Genomic DNA, 16,033 nt, shown 5'->3' on the forward strand with positions numbered 1-16,033 from the left:
GATGAGAAAACTACTCGCCCTCCTGCTGCTCAGCCAGCTGCTCTTGTTGCCTCAGCTCTCGCGGGCCCAGCTCATCGCGACGCTGCCCATTGCCGAAAAGCAAGCCACTAAGCAGGCGACCCACCAGGGATTTATCACCACCCTGCGTGGTATTGGTAATACCATCGTCAAGAAAGGCACCAGCGCCCAGTCTGTCATCAAACAGCTCACGGATCAGACGGCCGCCATGCACGAGGAGTGGTACAGTAGCCTACTCCAGATTAATGCCGTGGTGCGCGACTATCAACGGGTGCAAACGATCTGGTCTTATCAGAGCCGCATTCTGGATCTGTATACCCAGAACATGACCCAGCTGCGGCAGAATCCTTACCTGACGCCCGCGCAGGTGCAGAGCATGGTTAACGGCTACACGGTGCTCATGAGTGAGAACGTGGCGCTGCTTGATGATCTGACCGTCATTCTTACCCCGGACGCGGCCAAGATGACGGACGCCCAGCGGCTCAAGTTCATCAACAAGCTCTCCGATAAGGTAGTCCACCAGTATCAGCTGGTTTCCTACTTCACCGCCCGCAACCAGGCGATTGCCGCCCAGCAAAGCGAAGCCGCCCGCGACGCTCAACTCCTTAAACAGCTCTACGGGCTCTCCAACTAATGCTGCTGCAAGTCTCTATCCCGGTCGAATCGCTTAACCAGCTCCTCGACAACCTCTACGACGAAATGTTGCCCTTGTGCGCCGACCTGATCAACGTGGGCCGGGCCCTGGGGGGCTTGGGTGCGCTGGTGTTTATTGCCAGCAAGGTGTGGCGCAGCATGGCCGAGGCCGAGCCCATCGATGTATTCCCCTTGCTGCGGCCCTTCGCCATCGGCCTCGTGATTACGTTTTTTCCCGCCATGCTCGGCCTCCTGAACGGGGTATTGGAGGGCATTTCGAGCGCGACTAACTCGGTGGTGCGGGGGCAGAACCAAAGCATAATCCAGTTGCAGGAGCGCAAGAAGGCCCTGCTGGCCGCGCGCCCGGAGAATGCGCCCTACGAAACGGATGAGGCCTTCGACAAGGAGCTGGAGAGTAAGAAGGCCCTGGATTTTGGCGGCAAGGCTGCCCTCTATTTCGACCGCCTGTCCTACGATGTACAGAAGAATTTCCGCGAGTGGATCCGCAATGCCTTAGAACTCCTCCATGACTCGGCGGCCCTGGTCATCAACACCATCCGCACCTTCTTTTTGATCATCCTAAGCATCATCGGCCCCATCAGCTTCGGCTTTGCCATCTGGCCGGGCTTCGAAGGCACGCTCACCAACTGGTTTTCCCGCTACATCAATACTTTCCTGTGGCTGCCGGTGGCCAACATCTTCGGGGCCATCATCGCCAAGATTCAGGTCATGATGCTCAACTCGGATATTGTCCGCATTCAGAACGGGGTGGACGTAGATAAGGCTGATTACGGCTACATGATCTTCCTGGTGATTGCTATTTGCGGCTATTTGACTGTGCCCTCCGTGGCGGGCTGGATTGTCGCCGCCAGTGGCATGACGAACATCACCCGCTTGGCTACGGGTAAAGCCGGCGCGGCCGGCAACATGGCTGCTAGTGCCGCTGGTGCCGCTGGTGGGGCTGCCGTCGGCGGGGCAGTCGCTGTTGGGCGGGCCATGGGCTCAGTACCGGGAGCACCCTCTGTCGCCAATTCCACGGGCTATAAAAATACGACGGCTTCATCACGCTAGAACCTACGACTATGTTCCGATCCCTTAAGAATATTGATTCCGCCTACCAGCAGACTAAGACGCTGGCCCTGCTGTTCATGCTGCTCTGCTTCTCGGTGGCCGCCTATGCCATCTACGCAGCCCGGCAAACGGCGACCGAAGCCCAGGGCCGCATCTACGTACTCGACCAAGGCAATTTGCTGGCCGCTGTCTCGCACAACGTCAAAGACAACCGTCCGGTCGAGGCTAAAGACCACGTCAAGCGCTTCCATGAGCTTTTCTTCACCCTCGACCCCGATTCCAAGGCCATTGAGTACAACGTGCGGCAGTCCCTGTTCCTGGCCGATGGCAGCGTCCAGCGGGCCTACGAGAATATGAAGGAGAGCAGCTACTACAACAACCTGATTCAGGCCAACATCAGTCAGGATATCCGCATCGATAGCGTGGCCCTGCAGACGGCCGCCTACCCCTACTACGCCCGCTGCTTCGCTCAGCAGCGCATCATCCGGGCCTCGACCGTTACCACCCGCCGACTGGTTTCGGAGTGCTACCTACGGGACGTGTCGCGCTCGGCCAATAACCCGCACGGCTTTCTGATGGAGCGCTGGCGGGTAGTGGAAAACATCGACCTGCGTACCGAGCGCCGCTAATTCCTACTACTATGGCTACCCCTTCCAAACCAACGCAGGAGTTCCTCAATCAGCGCAGGTTGATGCTCTTTCTTCCCCTACCCAGCATTGTCTGCCTGACCGTGCTCTTCTACCTGGGCGGTGGAGGCCAGGGCGTACCTACTGCCACGGCCGATACGGGACCGGAGGCCAGTGGCCTCAATTTATCGCTACCGTCGGCGGGGCCCAGCAGCCTGTTCGAGGATAAGCTGGCGGCCGCGAAAGCTCCCACGGACAGCAGCTATCGTAATGGGCTGTCCTTCCAGCCAGTGGGGGAGGAGGCCACAACGCCCGATGGCTTGAATTACGCCGTGCAGCCGGGCCAGTCCACGCAGCGCTACGACCCGGCCGTTGATCCCAATGTGGCAGCTGTGCAAAGCCGCATGCAGCAGCTTCAGCAGCAAACCACCACGCCGCCACCTGCTGCCGGCAGGGACTACAGTCGCGCGGCGACGGCTACGTATTCGACCGGCCCCAGCCCCCAGGATGAGCAGATGGACCAGAGCTTACGCGAGCTGGATCAACTCAAGCGCGAATACGAGCAACGTTTACAGACCCTGAACACGCCAACGGCCCCACCGGCACCGACCGCCAAGGTAGCTGCACCCAAAGCCAGTACCAAGCTGTCGGTCGTGGCTGCGGCTCCGGTTTCGGTGGTCAACCGACTGGAGAACACGCCCCAGGCCGCCACGCAGGGCAATAGCTTCCATAGCCTGGGTGGCAGTTCCCGCCCCAGCGTGGCCACGGTAAATGCCGTGCCGGCCGTGGTGCATTCGGATCAGGTCGTGGTCCAGGGCCAAACCGTTAAGCTACGGTTACTGGCCGATGTGCAGCTCGAGGGGCGCGTGATTCCGCACAACACCGTCGTGTATGGCGTCTGCGGCCTGAGTGGCCAGCGGCTCACGATTGCCATCAGCTCCATCCAGGCGGAGAATAGTATTGTCCCCGTCAGCCTGAAAGCCTATGATCTGGACGGGGGCGAAGGGCTCAGCATTCCCGGCTCGGTGGAGCGGGACGCGGCCAAGCAGGGCCTGGCCACCGGAGCTACCAGTGCCGATCTGCTCACCCTGTCGCCCAGCTTGGAGGCACAAGCGGCGGGTATTGTTTTGCAGACCGGCAAAGCACTAGCCAGCAAGAAAATAAGACTTGTCAAGATCCATCTAAAAGCGAACTATAAACTGTTGCTGCACGAATGAAGAAGCCCCTACTCTCCCTCGCCCTGCTCGCTTTTCTCGGCTCGTCCACCCTCGGGCTGGGCCAGCAAAAGCCGCTTGCGTATCTGGCCATCGAATCCCACCACCTGATTGCCTCCTATCACCTGGGCGTGGGCTTTCAGAAAACGACTCACCTGATTTTTCCGACGGCCGTCACCTACGTGGATCTGGGCAGTGGTAGTATCATTGCTGACAAAGCTCAGGGCGCGGAGAACATTGTCAAGGTCAAAGCCAACGCGGCGGGCTTCGCCCAGACCAACATGACCGTGCTCACCACCGATGGGAAGCTCTACTCCTTCCTGGTGGATTATGAAAAAGACCCCAAGGTTATCAATCTCAACTTCGCGGGAGCGGCAGGCAATGGTGCCGGTGGAGCAGCCGTGGGCCTGGCCAGCCGGGAGGCAGCCCCTCGCCACTCCGTGGAAGCGACGGCCGCCGAAGTGAGCGGCAAAAAGCGGACGCTGCGCCGGCGCGTCATAGCCAAGGATGCTATTGTCCTGGGCTTGCACGGCCTCTACACGGCCGATGACCTGTTCTACTTCCAGCTAGTAATGCGCAACAAGTCGAACATCGGCTACGATATCGACTTCCTTAAATTCACCGTGCGCGACAAGAAGCTAGTCAAGCGCACGGCCATCCAGGAATCGGAGGTAACCCCGCGCTACGTGTATAACGGTCAGCTTAGCGCGATACCGGGCACCAGGCAGTTGGATCGGGTGTACGTGGTTCCCAAGTTCACGATTCCTGATGACAAAATACTGGTGGTGGAGCTGTTCGAAAAGGGCGGCGGGCGGCACTTAGCGTTGAAGATCACGAATCAGGATATTCTGCGAGCGCGGGTGCTCAGCGCTTCGCCGGCGACCGTGGCCACGCGGTAGCCCTACGCGGTCGTGCGTGCGACCATGTGCCGCAAAATGCGTATGTTTAGTCAAACCTTATTCTCAGCGGCAACCATGAGAAACTTTCTGTTCCTGCTCGCCATGGCCATTTTTCTCTACAGCCCTTACGGGCCCAGCTGGGGGCGCTTCGCGGTGAATATGACCATCATCTTCACCGTTGGTACGTTCCTCATGAAGAATATACCGAAGCGGCGTTACTACGACGAGGAAGAGGAGTATAACTAAACACCCATGCTCTCCACTTTCGACCCCTTTGTTTTTGCCAGCATCACGGCCAGCTCGTTTGTGTTCGGCTATCTCGGGTGCTATATCCTGCAGAAAGGTTTTGGGGTTCGCTTCCGCAAATAGCTCCTCGCGCTGCCAACGCTTCAACTACAACTTCTGCGTTTGTGGCTGTTGGTAAACAACACCTTTGCCTGAGCTAGATCGCTTATCACCTCTACTAATGGTTTGTAGCTGTTGCTGTGCCCTAGCGCTGGTAATGCTGGCACAACTCGGCGGCGCGAACGCCCTCCTCGGTGCATTGCGGCCATTAGGCCACGGTATCCACCAGATTAGGGGATTTGGTCAGAAAGGCGTTGAGAGTCGGTAGGGCCCCAGCGGCGGCTAGCCGCCAGGCGCCTCCTTTGGCTAGCGAAGTAGTAGCTCAGCCATGTAATAAAACAGCGACCGAACGCCGGCAGGGGTTATGAGTTCTGGTAAGATACGCAGGGGGGCTAGTGCTGACGAGCGGGCCGACCCAACGCAGGCGCTGGAGGCTCAATCGGGTTTTTCATTTGGTGCTCGGCCAGCAGGGTCACCGTCATCAGGTCGGTATGGCCGTACTCGGCTACGCGTTGCAGCTCAGCCAAGGTGAAGGTGCCTGGGTTCTCCAAGCGGGTTGTCAGCGTGCGCGGGTTGATGTCGAGGGCTTTGGCTGTTTTGCCGCGTTCGCCTAGGGAATGAATGAACTCCGCAATGGTGTCGAAAGGCAATTTCTTGGGCATTTTCAGCAGCGTTAAGGGGAATGAGGCAACCTAATCGATGCCTTTGTAGCACCATTACGGCCCGCAGCTAGCGGAAGGTTTCCCTATTTCAGGCGGGGGCGTTCCACTCCCGGGTAGCGGTGGTAGGCGGGTCGGCAATAACGGCCAGGCACGCGGGCGGGTCGTCGCCTTGCAGTCCGAGGGGGGAGCTGCCGCCCTGGATGGGGCCGCCGCCACCCATCACCTGCCGGGCCTGCTCGGCAACGTCCCGCCGGTCGGCCCCGTCGGGGGCTACGGCACGAAGCTGCTCCAGGTGCTGCGTTTCGCCTTCGTCGGCTGGTTGTCGCGCTAGCAGCTAAAGGGCCACGAAGGAGTGGAATCGGCGCTATTGTAGCTGTTCTGGGGGGTCGTGCGCCGGACAGCAGCTCGCGCGGCGTATGGGCCGAAGAACGGGAAAGACCTCGAGCGGAGTCTCGCTCCAATAACCAGGGATGATAACGGACTCCCCCTTAAACGGCTGGGCAGTGGCGCGGCCGAACAGCTCCCAGCAGATTGCCAGGGCTGCTTGCGCGAAGCTGCCGCCGCCGCTCCGGTAGGATTAGACTCGGGCTCCACGGGGGGGTACTTCGCCCTGACCCGACCAAATGAGGTCAGCCGGTAGCCCGGTGCGGGTCGGAAACCCTACGTACTTCGGGCACTGCTCCGGGTCGCCCAACCAATCTAGGGGGCTGATTTCGGGCTGTTTTGGGGTCGGCGCTGGGGTCTTTTCCAGGACCAAGCATCAACGAGAAGCAAGTGGTTACGTGCTGGGCGGGTCTGCGGGCCTACTCGTGGTCGTCCGCCGGCTGCCCGTGCCGCTGGCGCCAGCCGGCGGGCTTTCGCTCGTCCTCGAGCTGATACGTGAATAGCCCTAAGCCCACGAACAGGATGAGCAGCTCTCCCTTCTCAATGCTCCACTGCACGTAATGCAGACCGTCTTTGCTGGTTACCCCTCCCCCGCCGACCTGCGCAAAGCAGCTCGGCACCTCAACCTGCCCTAAGTAGGCGGTAATGGTGATAAGGGGGCTGCCTTGAATATTCTCCTGCGCAATGGCTATGGCTTGGTCAGGGGTCAGTAGGCGGGTGGCGTGGCTCATGGCGGAAAAGGAAAGAGGTAGGGAGAAGGCTAAGCGTAGGCAGGGCGTTGGCTGCGGGCAAGCATCGCGGCATCGGCGGCGGCGCGAGTAGCGCGGCGGGCCTGAGCTACTTGCCGAATCATGCTAGCAATGGCCTCAGCCGGGCTGGTGGCCTCGGCGGTCAAGCTGGCTGCACCGATTTTCATTCCGGCCGCTTTCAGCCGGTAGGTAATCAAGCCGCTGCCGGTGGCCGTTTCCTTGTCGTACATCATCACCGAAACGTTCAGGTCGGGGAAAGCGGCGCGGGCTTGGGTGCGGAAGTCGGCAAAGTCAGACATGGCTAAAGGACTGTTTTTGTGTGCGTTACTTCTATAATTTAAACGTATTTGCCCTTCTTATTGTTGCAAAAACTACAACTTTATTTATGTATTTTCTGCATCTTTTTTCCCTAACGAGGCCGCTTTTTCCCGCTGGTTCCTGACTTATAAAAGGTGGTTTGTAGGAGTTGGGCAAGGGACGCTGCTGGCCCTATGCGGCAAGGGCCAACTGGCTACCGAATACACAATTTGCGCGGGGGCTGCGCTTCTTGCGGCTGGCAGTCTTGGCGTGGTGGGTGGTTTCCGTAACCAATCCTAGAAAGCCTGCGGCGTGGCAATAGGCGGCAACTTTGGCCCGTTCGGGGTGTCCGTCGCGGTTAATGGTGACGGTGGTTCCAATGGCGGGCACCGGAGCCTGATTCGACCAATGCAGCCCACCGGGCAAGGCTTTGAGGCTCGGGGCGGGTTCCCACTCGGCCGCTGGGGTCAGCTGCTGCTGGCGGGCTTCCTCGGCGGCTTGGTAGGCTGCCTCGCGGGCCTCCTGCTTGGCGGCGTTGCTAGCTCTGAGGCGTTCCAAGCGGGCGGCGGGAATACGACGAGCGGGGCGGTATAGATTGGTGCTTTTCATGGCAGTAGGTAGGTTAGGCGGGGCGGCTGGTAGAAATAGACTGCTCGGTGGCGTTGAACTCGCGCACGTTGCGGATAGCGCGGCAATATGAACACGTAGCGGGGTCGTCGCCGTGGTGCTGGTGGCTCAACTCGTCCTGGTGCGCTTCCTCTAAAAAGCCGGCTAATCCAAGAGCGGCGGCTAGTATCTCCTGAAACGTGTTGCTCATAGCTAAGAGTCTGTTTATATGTGCGTTGCGTATACTAATTAAACGTATTTCCTCGTAATAATATTGCAATTTATGCAACATTATTTATGTAGTTTTTGCATGTATTTTCTCGGCACGGAAGGTGCATTTTTCCCTCTTGTTCTCCTTTTTAAATTGCATTTTCCTCTTGTCACGGCTCGGGGGTCCGGCCAGATGCCTCCGGCCGGACCGCTGGCCCCTCCCCTACTCAGCCGTTACTTCGGCCTCTCCGGCTTCGTAGCTGGGCACGATGCCCCGAATGAGGTTCGCGGCCTTCTGGCCTTGGCTGGCGGCGGATATAATCAGGCGCTTATCATTGCGTAGGGCCTGCAACCAGCTAGCAAGGTAGCTGGCACTTCCGGCCGTGGTGGCGGCCAAATCAAGGCCTGCGGCATTGCCTAAAAAGGCGGCGGCTAGCTCGGCTACCAGTTCCTCCTTGGCGTAGGTTTCGCTGCCGAAAGCGGCCGTTTCCGTGAGCGTTGCCCGGTCCAGGCGTTTGCGGTGACCGGTGCTGTGGGCCAACTCGTGAAACAGGGTCATATAATAATCCTCGGCCGTGTGAAAGTCACTGGCCTCGGGCACGGTCACGGTGTCGGTGCTGGTCCGGTAGTGGGGCTCGCTGCCGGCGTACACGATGCGCGGGCCGTCGGCGTAGCCGGCTAGTAGCTGCTCGGCGGCCTGCTGCGGGGTGTGCTCCCGGCGGGGCAGCGCGGGCAACTGCCAGGCTACCCCGTCAATCTGGGCTATATTGAAGACGGTGCTATACTGCAGGATGGCGACCTTCTTCTCTTGGCCTTGCGTGTCCTCCTTCTTACCAGTCTTATAGAAAACTACGGGCATCCCCTTCTCCCCTTTCCGAACTGAGCCGCCCAACGCGCGGGCTTGATTGAAAGTCAGATAGTAAGGCTGCTCGTAGGGCTGCATCCCCAACAGAAAGGCGTTGATGCCTTGGTAAACGTGCTGGCTCGTATAGTTGCGGGGCGCCCCGAGGGCGGCGTTCCAACTCACTTTCCACGGGGTCACGCCGTTCTCCAGCGCCCGGATGATGCGGTTCGTGATCACTTCGTAAACGTCGGTACGGGGGGCGAAGGGGGCGGCGCTTTTCATAGCTAAAAAGTTGGTTATTTGCTTGTTACCACTACTAAGTAAACGAAATAGACCATATTAATGTTGCACTTTATGCAAACTTATTACTGTATTTATTGCCTCATTTATAACCGGCTCCGGGTCTGCTCCTTTGGTTCTCTTTTCTCTTGCCGGTGGTTCTGTATACCTGCTGGTAGCGGTGGTGACTGGAACTGCGCTTAGCTCGCTCGGCTGTTGTTGCTCTATCGAGCACGAGGCTAGCATGGGGGGCGTACTCGAAGCCCGGGACCGGGTGGGCGGGCGCACCCTGGCCGTCCCCGCGCTGCCCGGCTCTCCGGAAGGGGAAGGACTAGACCTGGGCGCCACCTGGGGGTGGTCGCACCACCCCTATCTGATGGGTTTATGCCGGGAGCTGGGCCTGCCCCCGCGCCTGGCGGCGCACCGTCTGCACTTCACGCCGGGCTCAGCGGCGGCGCTGCAGCAGGCGCTGCGGGAAGTGCCCACTCGATGAAGGCGGTGGCCGTGTATGCCACTCCCTTCTGGCGGGCGGCAGGCTGGTCCGGGTTTGGAGCCAGCCAGCTGGGGCCGCTGGGGGAAATTCATGATGCCTCCCCTCCTACCGGTCCGCTGGGTGCTTTATTCGGCTTCCTCGCGCCGCTGCACCCGCTGCGGCACGCGCCGCTCGCGCAACGGCCGGCGGCCATGGTGCAGCAGTTGGGCCGCTTGTCGGACCGGCCGCCCGCCGTCCGCTGGCCTACCACGAGCTCTACTGGGCCGGGGCCGAAACATCCACCAGCGAATGGGGCCGGCTGGATGGGGCCATTGAGTCCGGGCAATGGGCGGCTACGCAGGTGCTGGACTTCTTGCAGCAGCGGAGGGATAAAATTGGTCTTGGGTAAAAGGGTGGTCTAAAAGTCGCACTTGGAGCGGTCGTTTGGTACCCGTCAGCGGCTTCCTATTCAACGGGGAGCACCGCGCCCGGGTCGAAGCGTAGCGCCGCGGCGGCGAAATCAACCTCTCGTTGCAGGTTGATGTGCTGCCAGCTCACGGGCGCCATCCGGGCGATGGCGTCGGCCAGGGCCGGCCGAAAGGTGGGTGGGGCTTGCAACAGCTGCTGATGCTCTCCTACCAGCAGTGCTCGCACGCAAGCAGAGCCCCCATGCTTCAGGCGCATGTTGCACGAGGCGTTTGCCGGCAGCGGCTACGTGCTGTTCTTTTTGCCGGCACCGCGCACCGGCTCCCTTGCTGGCCACCCCGCTACCCGCCCCTAAGCGGATGAGGCGCACCGTTACTCGCCAAACGTTGGCGGAGCTGCTCCTCTGTCCGTTGGCGCCGAGCGACCAGGACGGCGGCCCCCTTTCGCGTACCCAAGCCCCCCGGGCGGGGCGTTGGCCGGCTTAGTTGCCCCGCTTTTTGTAGCCTTTGATTTTGCCCTGGTTAAGTACTTCCTGCAGGACCTTGGGCGGCAGCGCGGTGTTCGCTCCCTCAAACTGATCCAGGTAGTAGTTCAGGGCTTCGTCGGTCAGATCCTTGATTTTCACCCGGTCATAGAACTGGGCCTGCTTGATGCGCAGGTACGTTTCAAACCGGATCTGCGAGTTGAAGGGTACTTGAGCGGGCACCTCCGGGGAGGGCACGGGGCTCCCCTCCCCTGCCCTCCCCGGGGCGGCGGGGGCGGGAGTAAGCGCGGCCGCCGGTAGTGGTCCGGGCGGCGGGTCGAGCAGCCCTTCGATGACGGGTACCGGCGGGGGCGTACCGGCGGGGTTTTCCGACAACGTCGGCCGGGGCTTGTTCTTGTAGCGGTCCAGGGCGGGCCGGGGCGTGGTGGCGGCGGGCTTAATAGCCATGAGACAGGTGCTGCAGCATTTCGTCGGTGAGGGCTTCGTAGTCTTCGGCCCCGGGGGAGTCGGGCGCGTAGTCGAACAGGCCGGCGCCGGCCATCTGGGCGTTGGGGATGGCCGTGCTCTGGCGAATGGTGGTAGTAAAGACCGGCACGTCCTGGCCGTAGTGCTCCTTAATCAGGTCCACTACGTCGTGGCGCAGGCGCGCCCGGTAGGCGGGCGAGTACTTGGTAAAGAAGATGCCCCCGACCCGCAGGCCGGGATTAATGCGGCGGCGCAGGCGGGTACAGGTGTTAATCAGGTTGGTTAAGCCCTCAAAGCCATAGAACTCGGGATCCACCGGGATGTAGAGCACGTTGGTGGCCGCCAGGGCAATCCAGGTCAGGGTGCCGATGCTACCCTTGGTGTCCAGCACGCAGTAGTCGTACTCGGAGGCCACCAGCTCCAGAATATCGGCCAGGCGGGTGGAGTGCTCGGCGTCCCAACCCGGGAGCTGGGCCTCGTTGGCTTCCATCTCCGCGCTGGCCGGTAGCAGGTCCACGTTCTCGCCCACCGGGCGAATCACGGCGTGAATATCGTCCAGGCTGACCTCTCCCTTGCGCATGAGCAGCATCCCCACGTGCTCGGGGGCGTCGGCTCCCTCAAAGGAAATGGTCAGGCTACGCTGCGGGTCACAGTCACAGAACAGCACCCGGTGGCCGCGCCGTGCCAGGGCCAGCCCCACGTTCAGGGCGGAAGTGGTCTTGCCGACTCCCCCCTTGTTATTGGAAAAGCAAAGTGTTTGCATATACAGCGGAGTTAAAGCCAGGAGCACCAAGGTATACATTTTCACGCTAAGGCGTCACGACGTACAAATGTTTTAACGATTATATGTTCTTACGTTTATACATACAAACATTAAGGTGGCTGAATCACTGGGTGTCCCGCCGATTACCTGTCGCGGGCGGAGAGGATCGTATGCTGCGGAACCTGCCAGTGGAAGTACATATTTATGCATGGACGTTTATACGTATTTAGGTAAGAGCGTATTTACGTAAATACATTGTAGTATATAATCGTTTATGTAGTGTTACGTATGAACGTTTATACGTTCTGTGGCAAAGCAAAAGTGGTGTTGGTTAAAAGTTTCTGTTCTCCCCGTGCTGAACCGCCCGTAGAAACGTAACTACATACATATGCTGTTACGTGGATACGTTTTTACGTGTACACGTTTTTATGTAGAAATGTTTTCAGGCAAGCTGGTTGCGGCTGGTAGCTAGTCGCCACTGCCCCCACGAGTCGGGGAAACAGGGCAGCCCGTCACTTGGGGACTTGCCCCCGGCCCCCGCGCCAACGCAGCGGGCGGGCAGCAGTGGCGTGCTTACGCCGGGGAGCAGGCGCAGCCCGGTCAGCCGGGAGGGGAGGAGCGTGGCGGCCCTCTCCCGTGGCTAGCCCCTACGATTACCCCACCACGCTTGTTGGCCCCGGGTCCACCGCGCGGCGGTAAGCAAGCTTGCCGGCGCGGGGTCCGGCGTGGACGCTGCCGGGGTGGTAGGCTAGCGGCCGGCCCCGAGCGGCCCTTAGGTGGGGGCGAACGTACCCCGCCCGAGCTGCCAAGCGAGCAAAGCGCTCCGGGCTAGCACCGTTGTTGCCGGGTGTATCGCAAGCGGCGGGCTGCTCCCTGGCGCGGCCCCCGCGGGAAGTGAAACCAGCCGCTAAGTCGTAGGCGGCATTTCCCGCCGGGACACGGCTCAGCCGGCCCGGCCCGCGCCCCAACGTATCTGCCGCTCCCGCCGGCCCCGGGGGGGGTGCCATTTTTCACGTAGAAGCGGGCCAGGCAAGCGCGGGGCCGCCACGCCAGGGTCCGGGTGCCATTTTTCACGCAATTGCCCGGGGAGATAATACCCTCCGCGCCAAGCGGTTCGCCCGCTTGGCCCGTTTCCCGTCCCCGGGCGCCAGAACTGCCCTATGCGCTTTTTTTGCGTGCTTCACCCCTGCTCAGCGGCTTGTTCCCGGGGTCAATTTTTCTCAAAAAAAAAGCGGAACCTCTTCTGTTTTCTTAAGCTATTCTTTACTATTCTATATTCAGGGCGCCATAACTAGTTGATAGCCAGTCGATAAAGCCCGTTATCTACGTGAAAAACGGCACTCTGCAGCGTGAAAAATGGCACCCTGCAGCGTGAAAAATGGCACCATCTACGTGAAAAACGGCACCCAAAAGCGTGAAAAGTGGCACCACTGCGTGAAAAGTGGCACTATCAGCGTGAAAAATGGCACTCCGGGTTTGTATAAAGCCCAATTACGTGAAAAATGGCACCCGTCGAGCTTGGGGAGACATCTACGTGAAAAATGGCACCCGCACCGGGCTGTTGCGTGAAGCCATTTTGTTTTCACGCTTTTTCGCTTATCTTCACCGCCCGCCCCCGGCCCGTTACGCCCTGCCTATGCTGCCCCCGCCGCCCGCCGCCCTCTACCCCCGCGCCTACCAGGCCAACGCCCTGGTGCGGGCCCCCCTGAAGCTGACCCACGTGGAGGCGCGCATCTTCGCCCTGGCCCTGGGCTGCATTCACCAGGACCAGACCGAGCTGCCCGGCATCTCCATTCCGCTGAGCCGGGTGATGACCCAGAAGAAGGGGGGGAGCGTGTACGAGACCATCCGCGACGCCTGCAAAAGCCTCATGTCCAAGGTGGTCAGCATTGAGTCCCAGACCGGCAACAAGAAGCGCTTTACGGCCTACTCCATCATCAGCTACATTGACCTGAACGAGGGCACGGGGTTCCTGACGGGCAACTTTGCCCCCGAGATCAAGCCCTTCCTGCTCCAGCTGGCGGAGCAGTACACCCACGTGGAGATCGAGACCCTGCTCACACTCAAGTCCGCCCACGCCCACCGCCTGTACTGGCTGCTCAAGTCCTGGGATGACGTGGGCCTCTGGGAAGTGGACTTCGAGACCCTGCGCAAGCAGGTACTGGGCGACGACAACGATGTGACGTACACCCTGTTCTACGATTTTAAGCGCTACGTGCTCGAGCCCGCCCTGCGGGAGCTCCATTCCCTGGGCTGGGTGGTGGTCTACCAGCCCGTGAAGGAGGGCAAAAAAGTCAAGGGCGTGCGCTTTACCATCCCCAAGCCCCTGGCCCAGCTCGGGGAGGAGGGCTTGCCCGAGCCCGCCGCGCGGACCAGCAGCAAAGCCCGGCCCGTGGAAAAGCAGATGAGCCTGGCCCTGGCGGCGGAGCTGCCCACCCTGCAGCAGCGCATTGTCACCCGCCTGCAGAAGCTGAAAATGACGGCCGCCCAGATTCAGCACGTGCTCGACTTTATGGGCGACGACGAGGCCCGTATTGCTAAACTTATGAAAGTCAGTCACCCCCTGTTGCGCGATTACGAGGCCGGCAACAAGGTATTTGATAATTTAGGCGGGGTGGCGACCAACCTGCTCAAAACCGAGTTCCCGGGCCTGTACCCCACGCTGAAGTAACCCCGCTAGCCGGCGCCTCGGCCGGGGTGGGGGGGCGGGCCGGCATCGTGACCTTCGGGGGACAAACCACCAGGCTACAGGGTAGCTTCCCACCGGAATGGACCACGAACCGACCTGCCTTCTAGGCGGACCCGGCGGGTAGTGGGGGGGCCGTAGCGGAAGCTGTACCGGCGCAGGCGCCAAGAGAAAAACCTGGCCGCCCGGCCGCCTCAAGCTGGACCTGACAGGGAGCCTCTACCAGCGGCTAGGCAACCCCGCTGACTTTATTCTGGCTGCTGCTTACTGCCTCCAAAGCATCAACGCGCCAGTTCGGGCGGTCCAGCTATTACCAAAACCACGAGGCTTACCGCCCGGGCCGTCGCACTTCCCGCGGAGGGAGCGGCAGGGGGCCTGTACCTAGGGTAGTCACCGCCTGGCCGGCGTCGCGTCGTGGTTTCGATAAGGGGGAGTTCGTGCTTTTGGTAATAGGGCTGATAGGAGCAAGGGGGCGCCGTCCGTCGCCCGTGAACAACGAGGAATTGCTCCGGTTACCGCTGACGTGGTAGGGTAGGGGACTTCCCTCTTGAAGGATCCGTGTTATGGGTGGAATAGCAATAAAAGGCTAACAGGGCGGGCTCCCTTCAGACAGACGTCACCGTCCGTGCGACCAGGGCTCCGCCTACGGCCGCGTGGGGGCGAAGCAGGCTCTTGATTGGTCCGCCGCCGCCCGCCGACAGCAGAGGACTACCCCAACGGGTGAGCCAGCGCCTCGTTGTCCTGTTCGGGGCGGGTACCCCATCGTGGTCCGCGCCAGTTTAAATTTTTTTTTTGGGGGGGCGGGGCGCGCTCCAAACGACAATCCTTAAGAGTATATTTTGGTATTAAACGACTATAAGCCTTTGTGCTAAAATGTACTCTTATCCGGGCCCGTCTTGTACTTATATACTCGGCGGCGGGACGGCAGTCCGCTGGGTGTGGCATTTTACAAACGCCCGTTTGTAAAATGCCACATTGCGCATACCTTGCCTATATGAAGCACTACATCGCCTACTACCGGGTCAGCACCACCAAGCAGGGAGTCTCCGGTCTGGGTCTAGAAGCTCAGCAGTACGCCGTAACTCAATACGCGCGAGCACCTGCACAGGTACTGGGCCATTACACAGAAGTAGAGAGTGGCAAGCAGAATCAGCGCCCACAATTGCTGGCCGCAATTGCCCATGCTCGCCGAACCAACGCCACGCTGCTTATTGCCAAGCTCGACCGCCTCTCCCGCAACGCGGGTTTCATCTTCGCCCTGCGCGACTCGGGCGTGGACTTCGTGTGTTGTGACATGCCCGACGCGAATACCCTGACCGTGGGCATCTTTGCCGTCCTGGCCCAGCACGAGCGTGAACTGATTAGCAAACGCACTAAAGAAGCGCTAGCGGCCTTAAAGGCACGAGGGGTCGCGCTCGGAATGCCCGCTAATCTGACAGCCAAGTCTATTCAGCAGGGCCAAGTGGTACGTCAGCAGAATGCCCGTGAGAACAAAGAAAATCGCCAGGCAACCCGCCTGGCTGTCCTCTTACGCCAACAAGGCCATACCCTTCAGCAGATTGCCCAGGAACTAACTAGTGGGGATTACCGTACGCGCCGGGGCAAAGAGTTCGATGCCACGGCTGTGCGTAGGTTACTAAATCGACACGCTGATTCCACCGAGACCATGTAACCCAAGTTGTGGAGCGCTAGGGAGGAGCTAAAAAACGTCTGTTCCGCCTGGAACAGAGGAGGTCTGCTGTATCTGACGCTTCACTCCTGGCCTTGGTTAAAGGTTGGGTCTAAAAACCGAATGGATCGTTGCTTACCGGTCCACCAAGGGATGTCTGACCAGCGCTCCCTACTGCACCCCGAAAATGAGGCCCTAAAGGCATAATTTCCTGAACCTGTCTTCGAGAGG

21 protein-coding genes are annotated in these 16,033 nt (G+C 60.2%); 10 read left to right on the forward strand and 11 right to left on the reverse strand.

The genetic code is table 11. The features are described from left to right. The first annotated feature begins 1 nt into the window (after position 1). From B9A24_RS01220 to B9A24_RS21930, 6 genes are all read left to right on the forward strand, one after another. Positions 2 to 652: a hypothetical protein gene (locus B9A24_RS01220; protein ID WP_084443312.1), complete on the forward strand. Its 651-nt coding sequence runs from the start codon at positions 2 to 4 to the stop codon at positions 650 to 652. Next, entirely contained in the window at positions 652 to 1,722 is a 1,071-nt protein-coding gene (traJ, locus tag B9A24_RS01225) for a conjugative transposon protein TraJ (protein ID WP_084443313.1), read from the forward strand. Before B9A24_RS01220 ends, traJ begins: the two co-directional genes overlap by 1 nt. A gap of 11 nt (positions 1,723 to 1,733) precedes the next feature. Next, the gene (gene traK, locus B9A24_RS01230) at positions 1,734 to 2,351 is read left to right on the forward strand and encodes a conjugative transposon protein TraK (protein ID WP_084443314.1); all 618 of its coding nucleotides are present in this window, start codon (positions 1,734 to 1,736) and stop codon (positions 2,349 to 2,351) included. Positions 2,352 to 2,362: 11 nt separating this feature from the next. Continuing rightward, complete coding sequence (traM, locus tag B9A24_RS01235) at positions 2,363 to 3,565, forward strand: conjugative transposon protein TraM (RefSeq protein ID WP_084443315.1); 1,203 nt, start codon at positions 2,363 to 2,365, stop codon at positions 3,563 to 3,565. Beyond that, complete coding sequence (traN, locus tag B9A24_RS01240) at positions 3,562 to 4,461, forward strand: conjugative transposon protein TraN (RefSeq protein WP_084443316.1); 900 nt, start codon at positions 3,562 to 3,564, stop codon at positions 4,459 to 4,461. Before traM ends, traN begins: the two co-directional genes overlap by 4 nt. Positions 4,462 to 4,536: 75 nt before the next feature. Beyond that, on the forward strand, positions 4,537 to 4,707 hold the full coding sequence (locus B9A24_RS21930; protein WP_159451904.1) for a hypothetical protein: 171 nt from the start codon (positions 4,537 to 4,539) through the stop codon (positions 4,705 to 4,707). A 491-nt stretch (positions 4,708 to 5,198) separates the two neighbouring features. Here the strand turns inward: B9A24_RS21930 and B9A24_RS01245 are convergent, their stop codons facing one another. The 7 genes from B9A24_RS01245 to B9A24_RS01270 all read right to left on the reverse strand — a co-directional run bounded on the left by B9A24_RS01245 (position 5,199) and on the right by B9A24_RS01270 (position 8,840). Beyond that, a complete protein-coding gene (locus B9A24_RS01245) occupies positions 5,199 to 5,468 on the reverse strand; it encodes a hypothetical protein (RefSeq protein ID WP_084443317.1) in 270 nt (89 codons plus the stop codon). Between the two features lie 88 nt (positions 5,469 to 5,556). Beyond that, complete coding sequence (locus B9A24_RS22900; RefSeq protein WP_262490573.1) at positions 5,557 to 5,688, reverse strand: hypothetical protein; 132 nt, start codon at positions 5,686 to 5,688, stop codon at positions 5,557 to 5,559. 583 nt (positions 5,689 to 6,271) lie between these two features. Continuing rightward, entirely contained in the window at positions 6,272 to 6,583 is a 312-nt protein-coding gene (locus tag B9A24_RS01250; protein ID WP_084443318.1) for a hypothetical protein, read from the reverse strand. A gap of 29 nt (positions 6,584 to 6,612) precedes the next feature. Continuing rightward, entirely contained in the window at positions 6,613 to 6,900 is a 288-nt protein-coding gene (locus B9A24_RS01255; protein ID WP_084443319.1) for a hypothetical protein, read from the reverse strand. A 190-nt stretch (positions 6,901 to 7,090) separates the two neighbouring features. Further along, positions 7,091 to 7,507 (reverse strand): hypothetical protein, encoded by a 417-nt coding sequence (locus tag B9A24_RS01260; protein ID WP_084443320.1) that lies wholly within the window; start codon positions 7,505 to 7,507, stop codon positions 7,091 to 7,093. A gap of 13 nt (positions 7,508 to 7,520) precedes the next feature. After that, positions 7,521 to 7,715 (reverse strand): hypothetical protein, encoded by a 195-nt coding sequence (locus B9A24_RS01265; RefSeq protein WP_084443321.1) that lies wholly within the window; start codon positions 7,713 to 7,715, stop codon positions 7,521 to 7,523. A 222-nt stretch (positions 7,716 to 7,937) separates the two neighbouring features. After that, positions 7,938 to 8,840, reverse strand: a complete 903-nt coding sequence (locus B9A24_RS01270; protein WP_084443322.1) for an ArdC family protein — start codon at positions 8,838 to 8,840, stop codon at positions 7,938 to 7,940. Positions 8,841 to 8,970: 130 nt separating this feature from the next. Between B9A24_RS01270 and B9A24_RS01275 the strand changes: the two genes are divergently transcribed. Both B9A24_RS01275 and B9A24_RS23345 read left to right on the forward strand, forming a co-directional pair. Then, entirely contained in the window at positions 8,971 to 9,330 is a 360-nt protein-coding gene (locus B9A24_RS01275) for an FAD-dependent oxidoreductase (RefSeq protein WP_200813842.1), read from the forward strand. After that, the gene (locus tag B9A24_RS23345; protein WP_234996900.1) at positions 9,327 to 9,731 is read left to right on the forward strand and encodes a hypothetical protein; all 405 of its coding nucleotides are present in this window, start codon (positions 9,327 to 9,329) and stop codon (positions 9,729 to 9,731) included. The genes B9A24_RS01275 and B9A24_RS23345 overlap by 4 nt, the downstream gene beginning before the upstream one ends. Positions 9,732 to 9,774: 43 nt before the next feature. Here B9A24_RS23345 and B9A24_RS01280 read toward each other — a convergent pair whose 3' ends face one another. From B9A24_RS01280 to B9A24_RS01295, 4 genes are all read right to left on the reverse strand, one after another. Next, complete coding sequence (locus B9A24_RS01280) at positions 9,775 to 9,993, reverse strand: hypothetical protein (RefSeq protein ID WP_084443324.1); 219 nt, start codon at positions 9,991 to 9,993, stop codon at positions 9,775 to 9,777. Positions 9,994 to 10,216: 223 nt separating this feature from the next. Further along, positions 10,217 to 10,666: a hypothetical protein gene (locus B9A24_RS01285; RefSeq protein ID WP_084443325.1), complete on the reverse strand. Its 450-nt coding sequence runs from the start codon at positions 10,664 to 10,666 to the stop codon at positions 10,217 to 10,219. Further along, positions 10,656 to 11,447, reverse strand: coding sequence for a ParA family protein (locus B9A24_RS01290; RefSeq protein ID WP_159451905.1), 792 nt, complete (start codon positions 11,445 to 11,447; stop codon positions 10,656 to 10,658). The genes B9A24_RS01285 and B9A24_RS01290 overlap by 11 nt, the downstream gene beginning before the upstream one ends. A gap of 653 nt (positions 11,448 to 12,100) precedes the next feature. Further along, positions 12,101 to 12,454 (reverse strand): hypothetical protein, encoded by a 354-nt coding sequence (locus tag B9A24_RS01295; protein WP_084443327.1) that lies wholly within the window; start codon positions 12,452 to 12,454, stop codon positions 12,101 to 12,103. A gap of 488 nt (positions 12,455 to 12,942) precedes the next feature. Here B9A24_RS01295 and B9A24_RS01300 point away from each other — a divergent pair, with 488 nt between their 5' ends. Continuing rightward, a complete protein-coding gene (locus B9A24_RS01300) occupies positions 12,943 to 14,118 on the forward strand; it encodes a replication initiation protein (protein ID WP_159451906.1) in 1,176 nt (391 codons plus the stop codon). A 1,009-nt stretch (positions 14,119 to 15,127) separates the two neighbouring features. Then, positions 15,128 to 15,805, forward strand: a complete 678-nt coding sequence (locus B9A24_RS01305; RefSeq protein WP_143434690.1) for a recombinase family protein — start codon at positions 15,128 to 15,130, stop codon at positions 15,803 to 15,805. Positions 15,806 to 16,033: the final 228 nt, after the last annotated feature.

The organism is Hymenobacter roseosalivarius DSM 11622 (genome assembly GCF_900176135.1).
In the GTDB taxonomy this organism is placed as follows: domain Bacteria; phylum Bacteroidota; class Bacteroidia; order Cytophagales; family Hymenobacteraceae; genus Hymenobacter; species Hymenobacter roseosalivarius.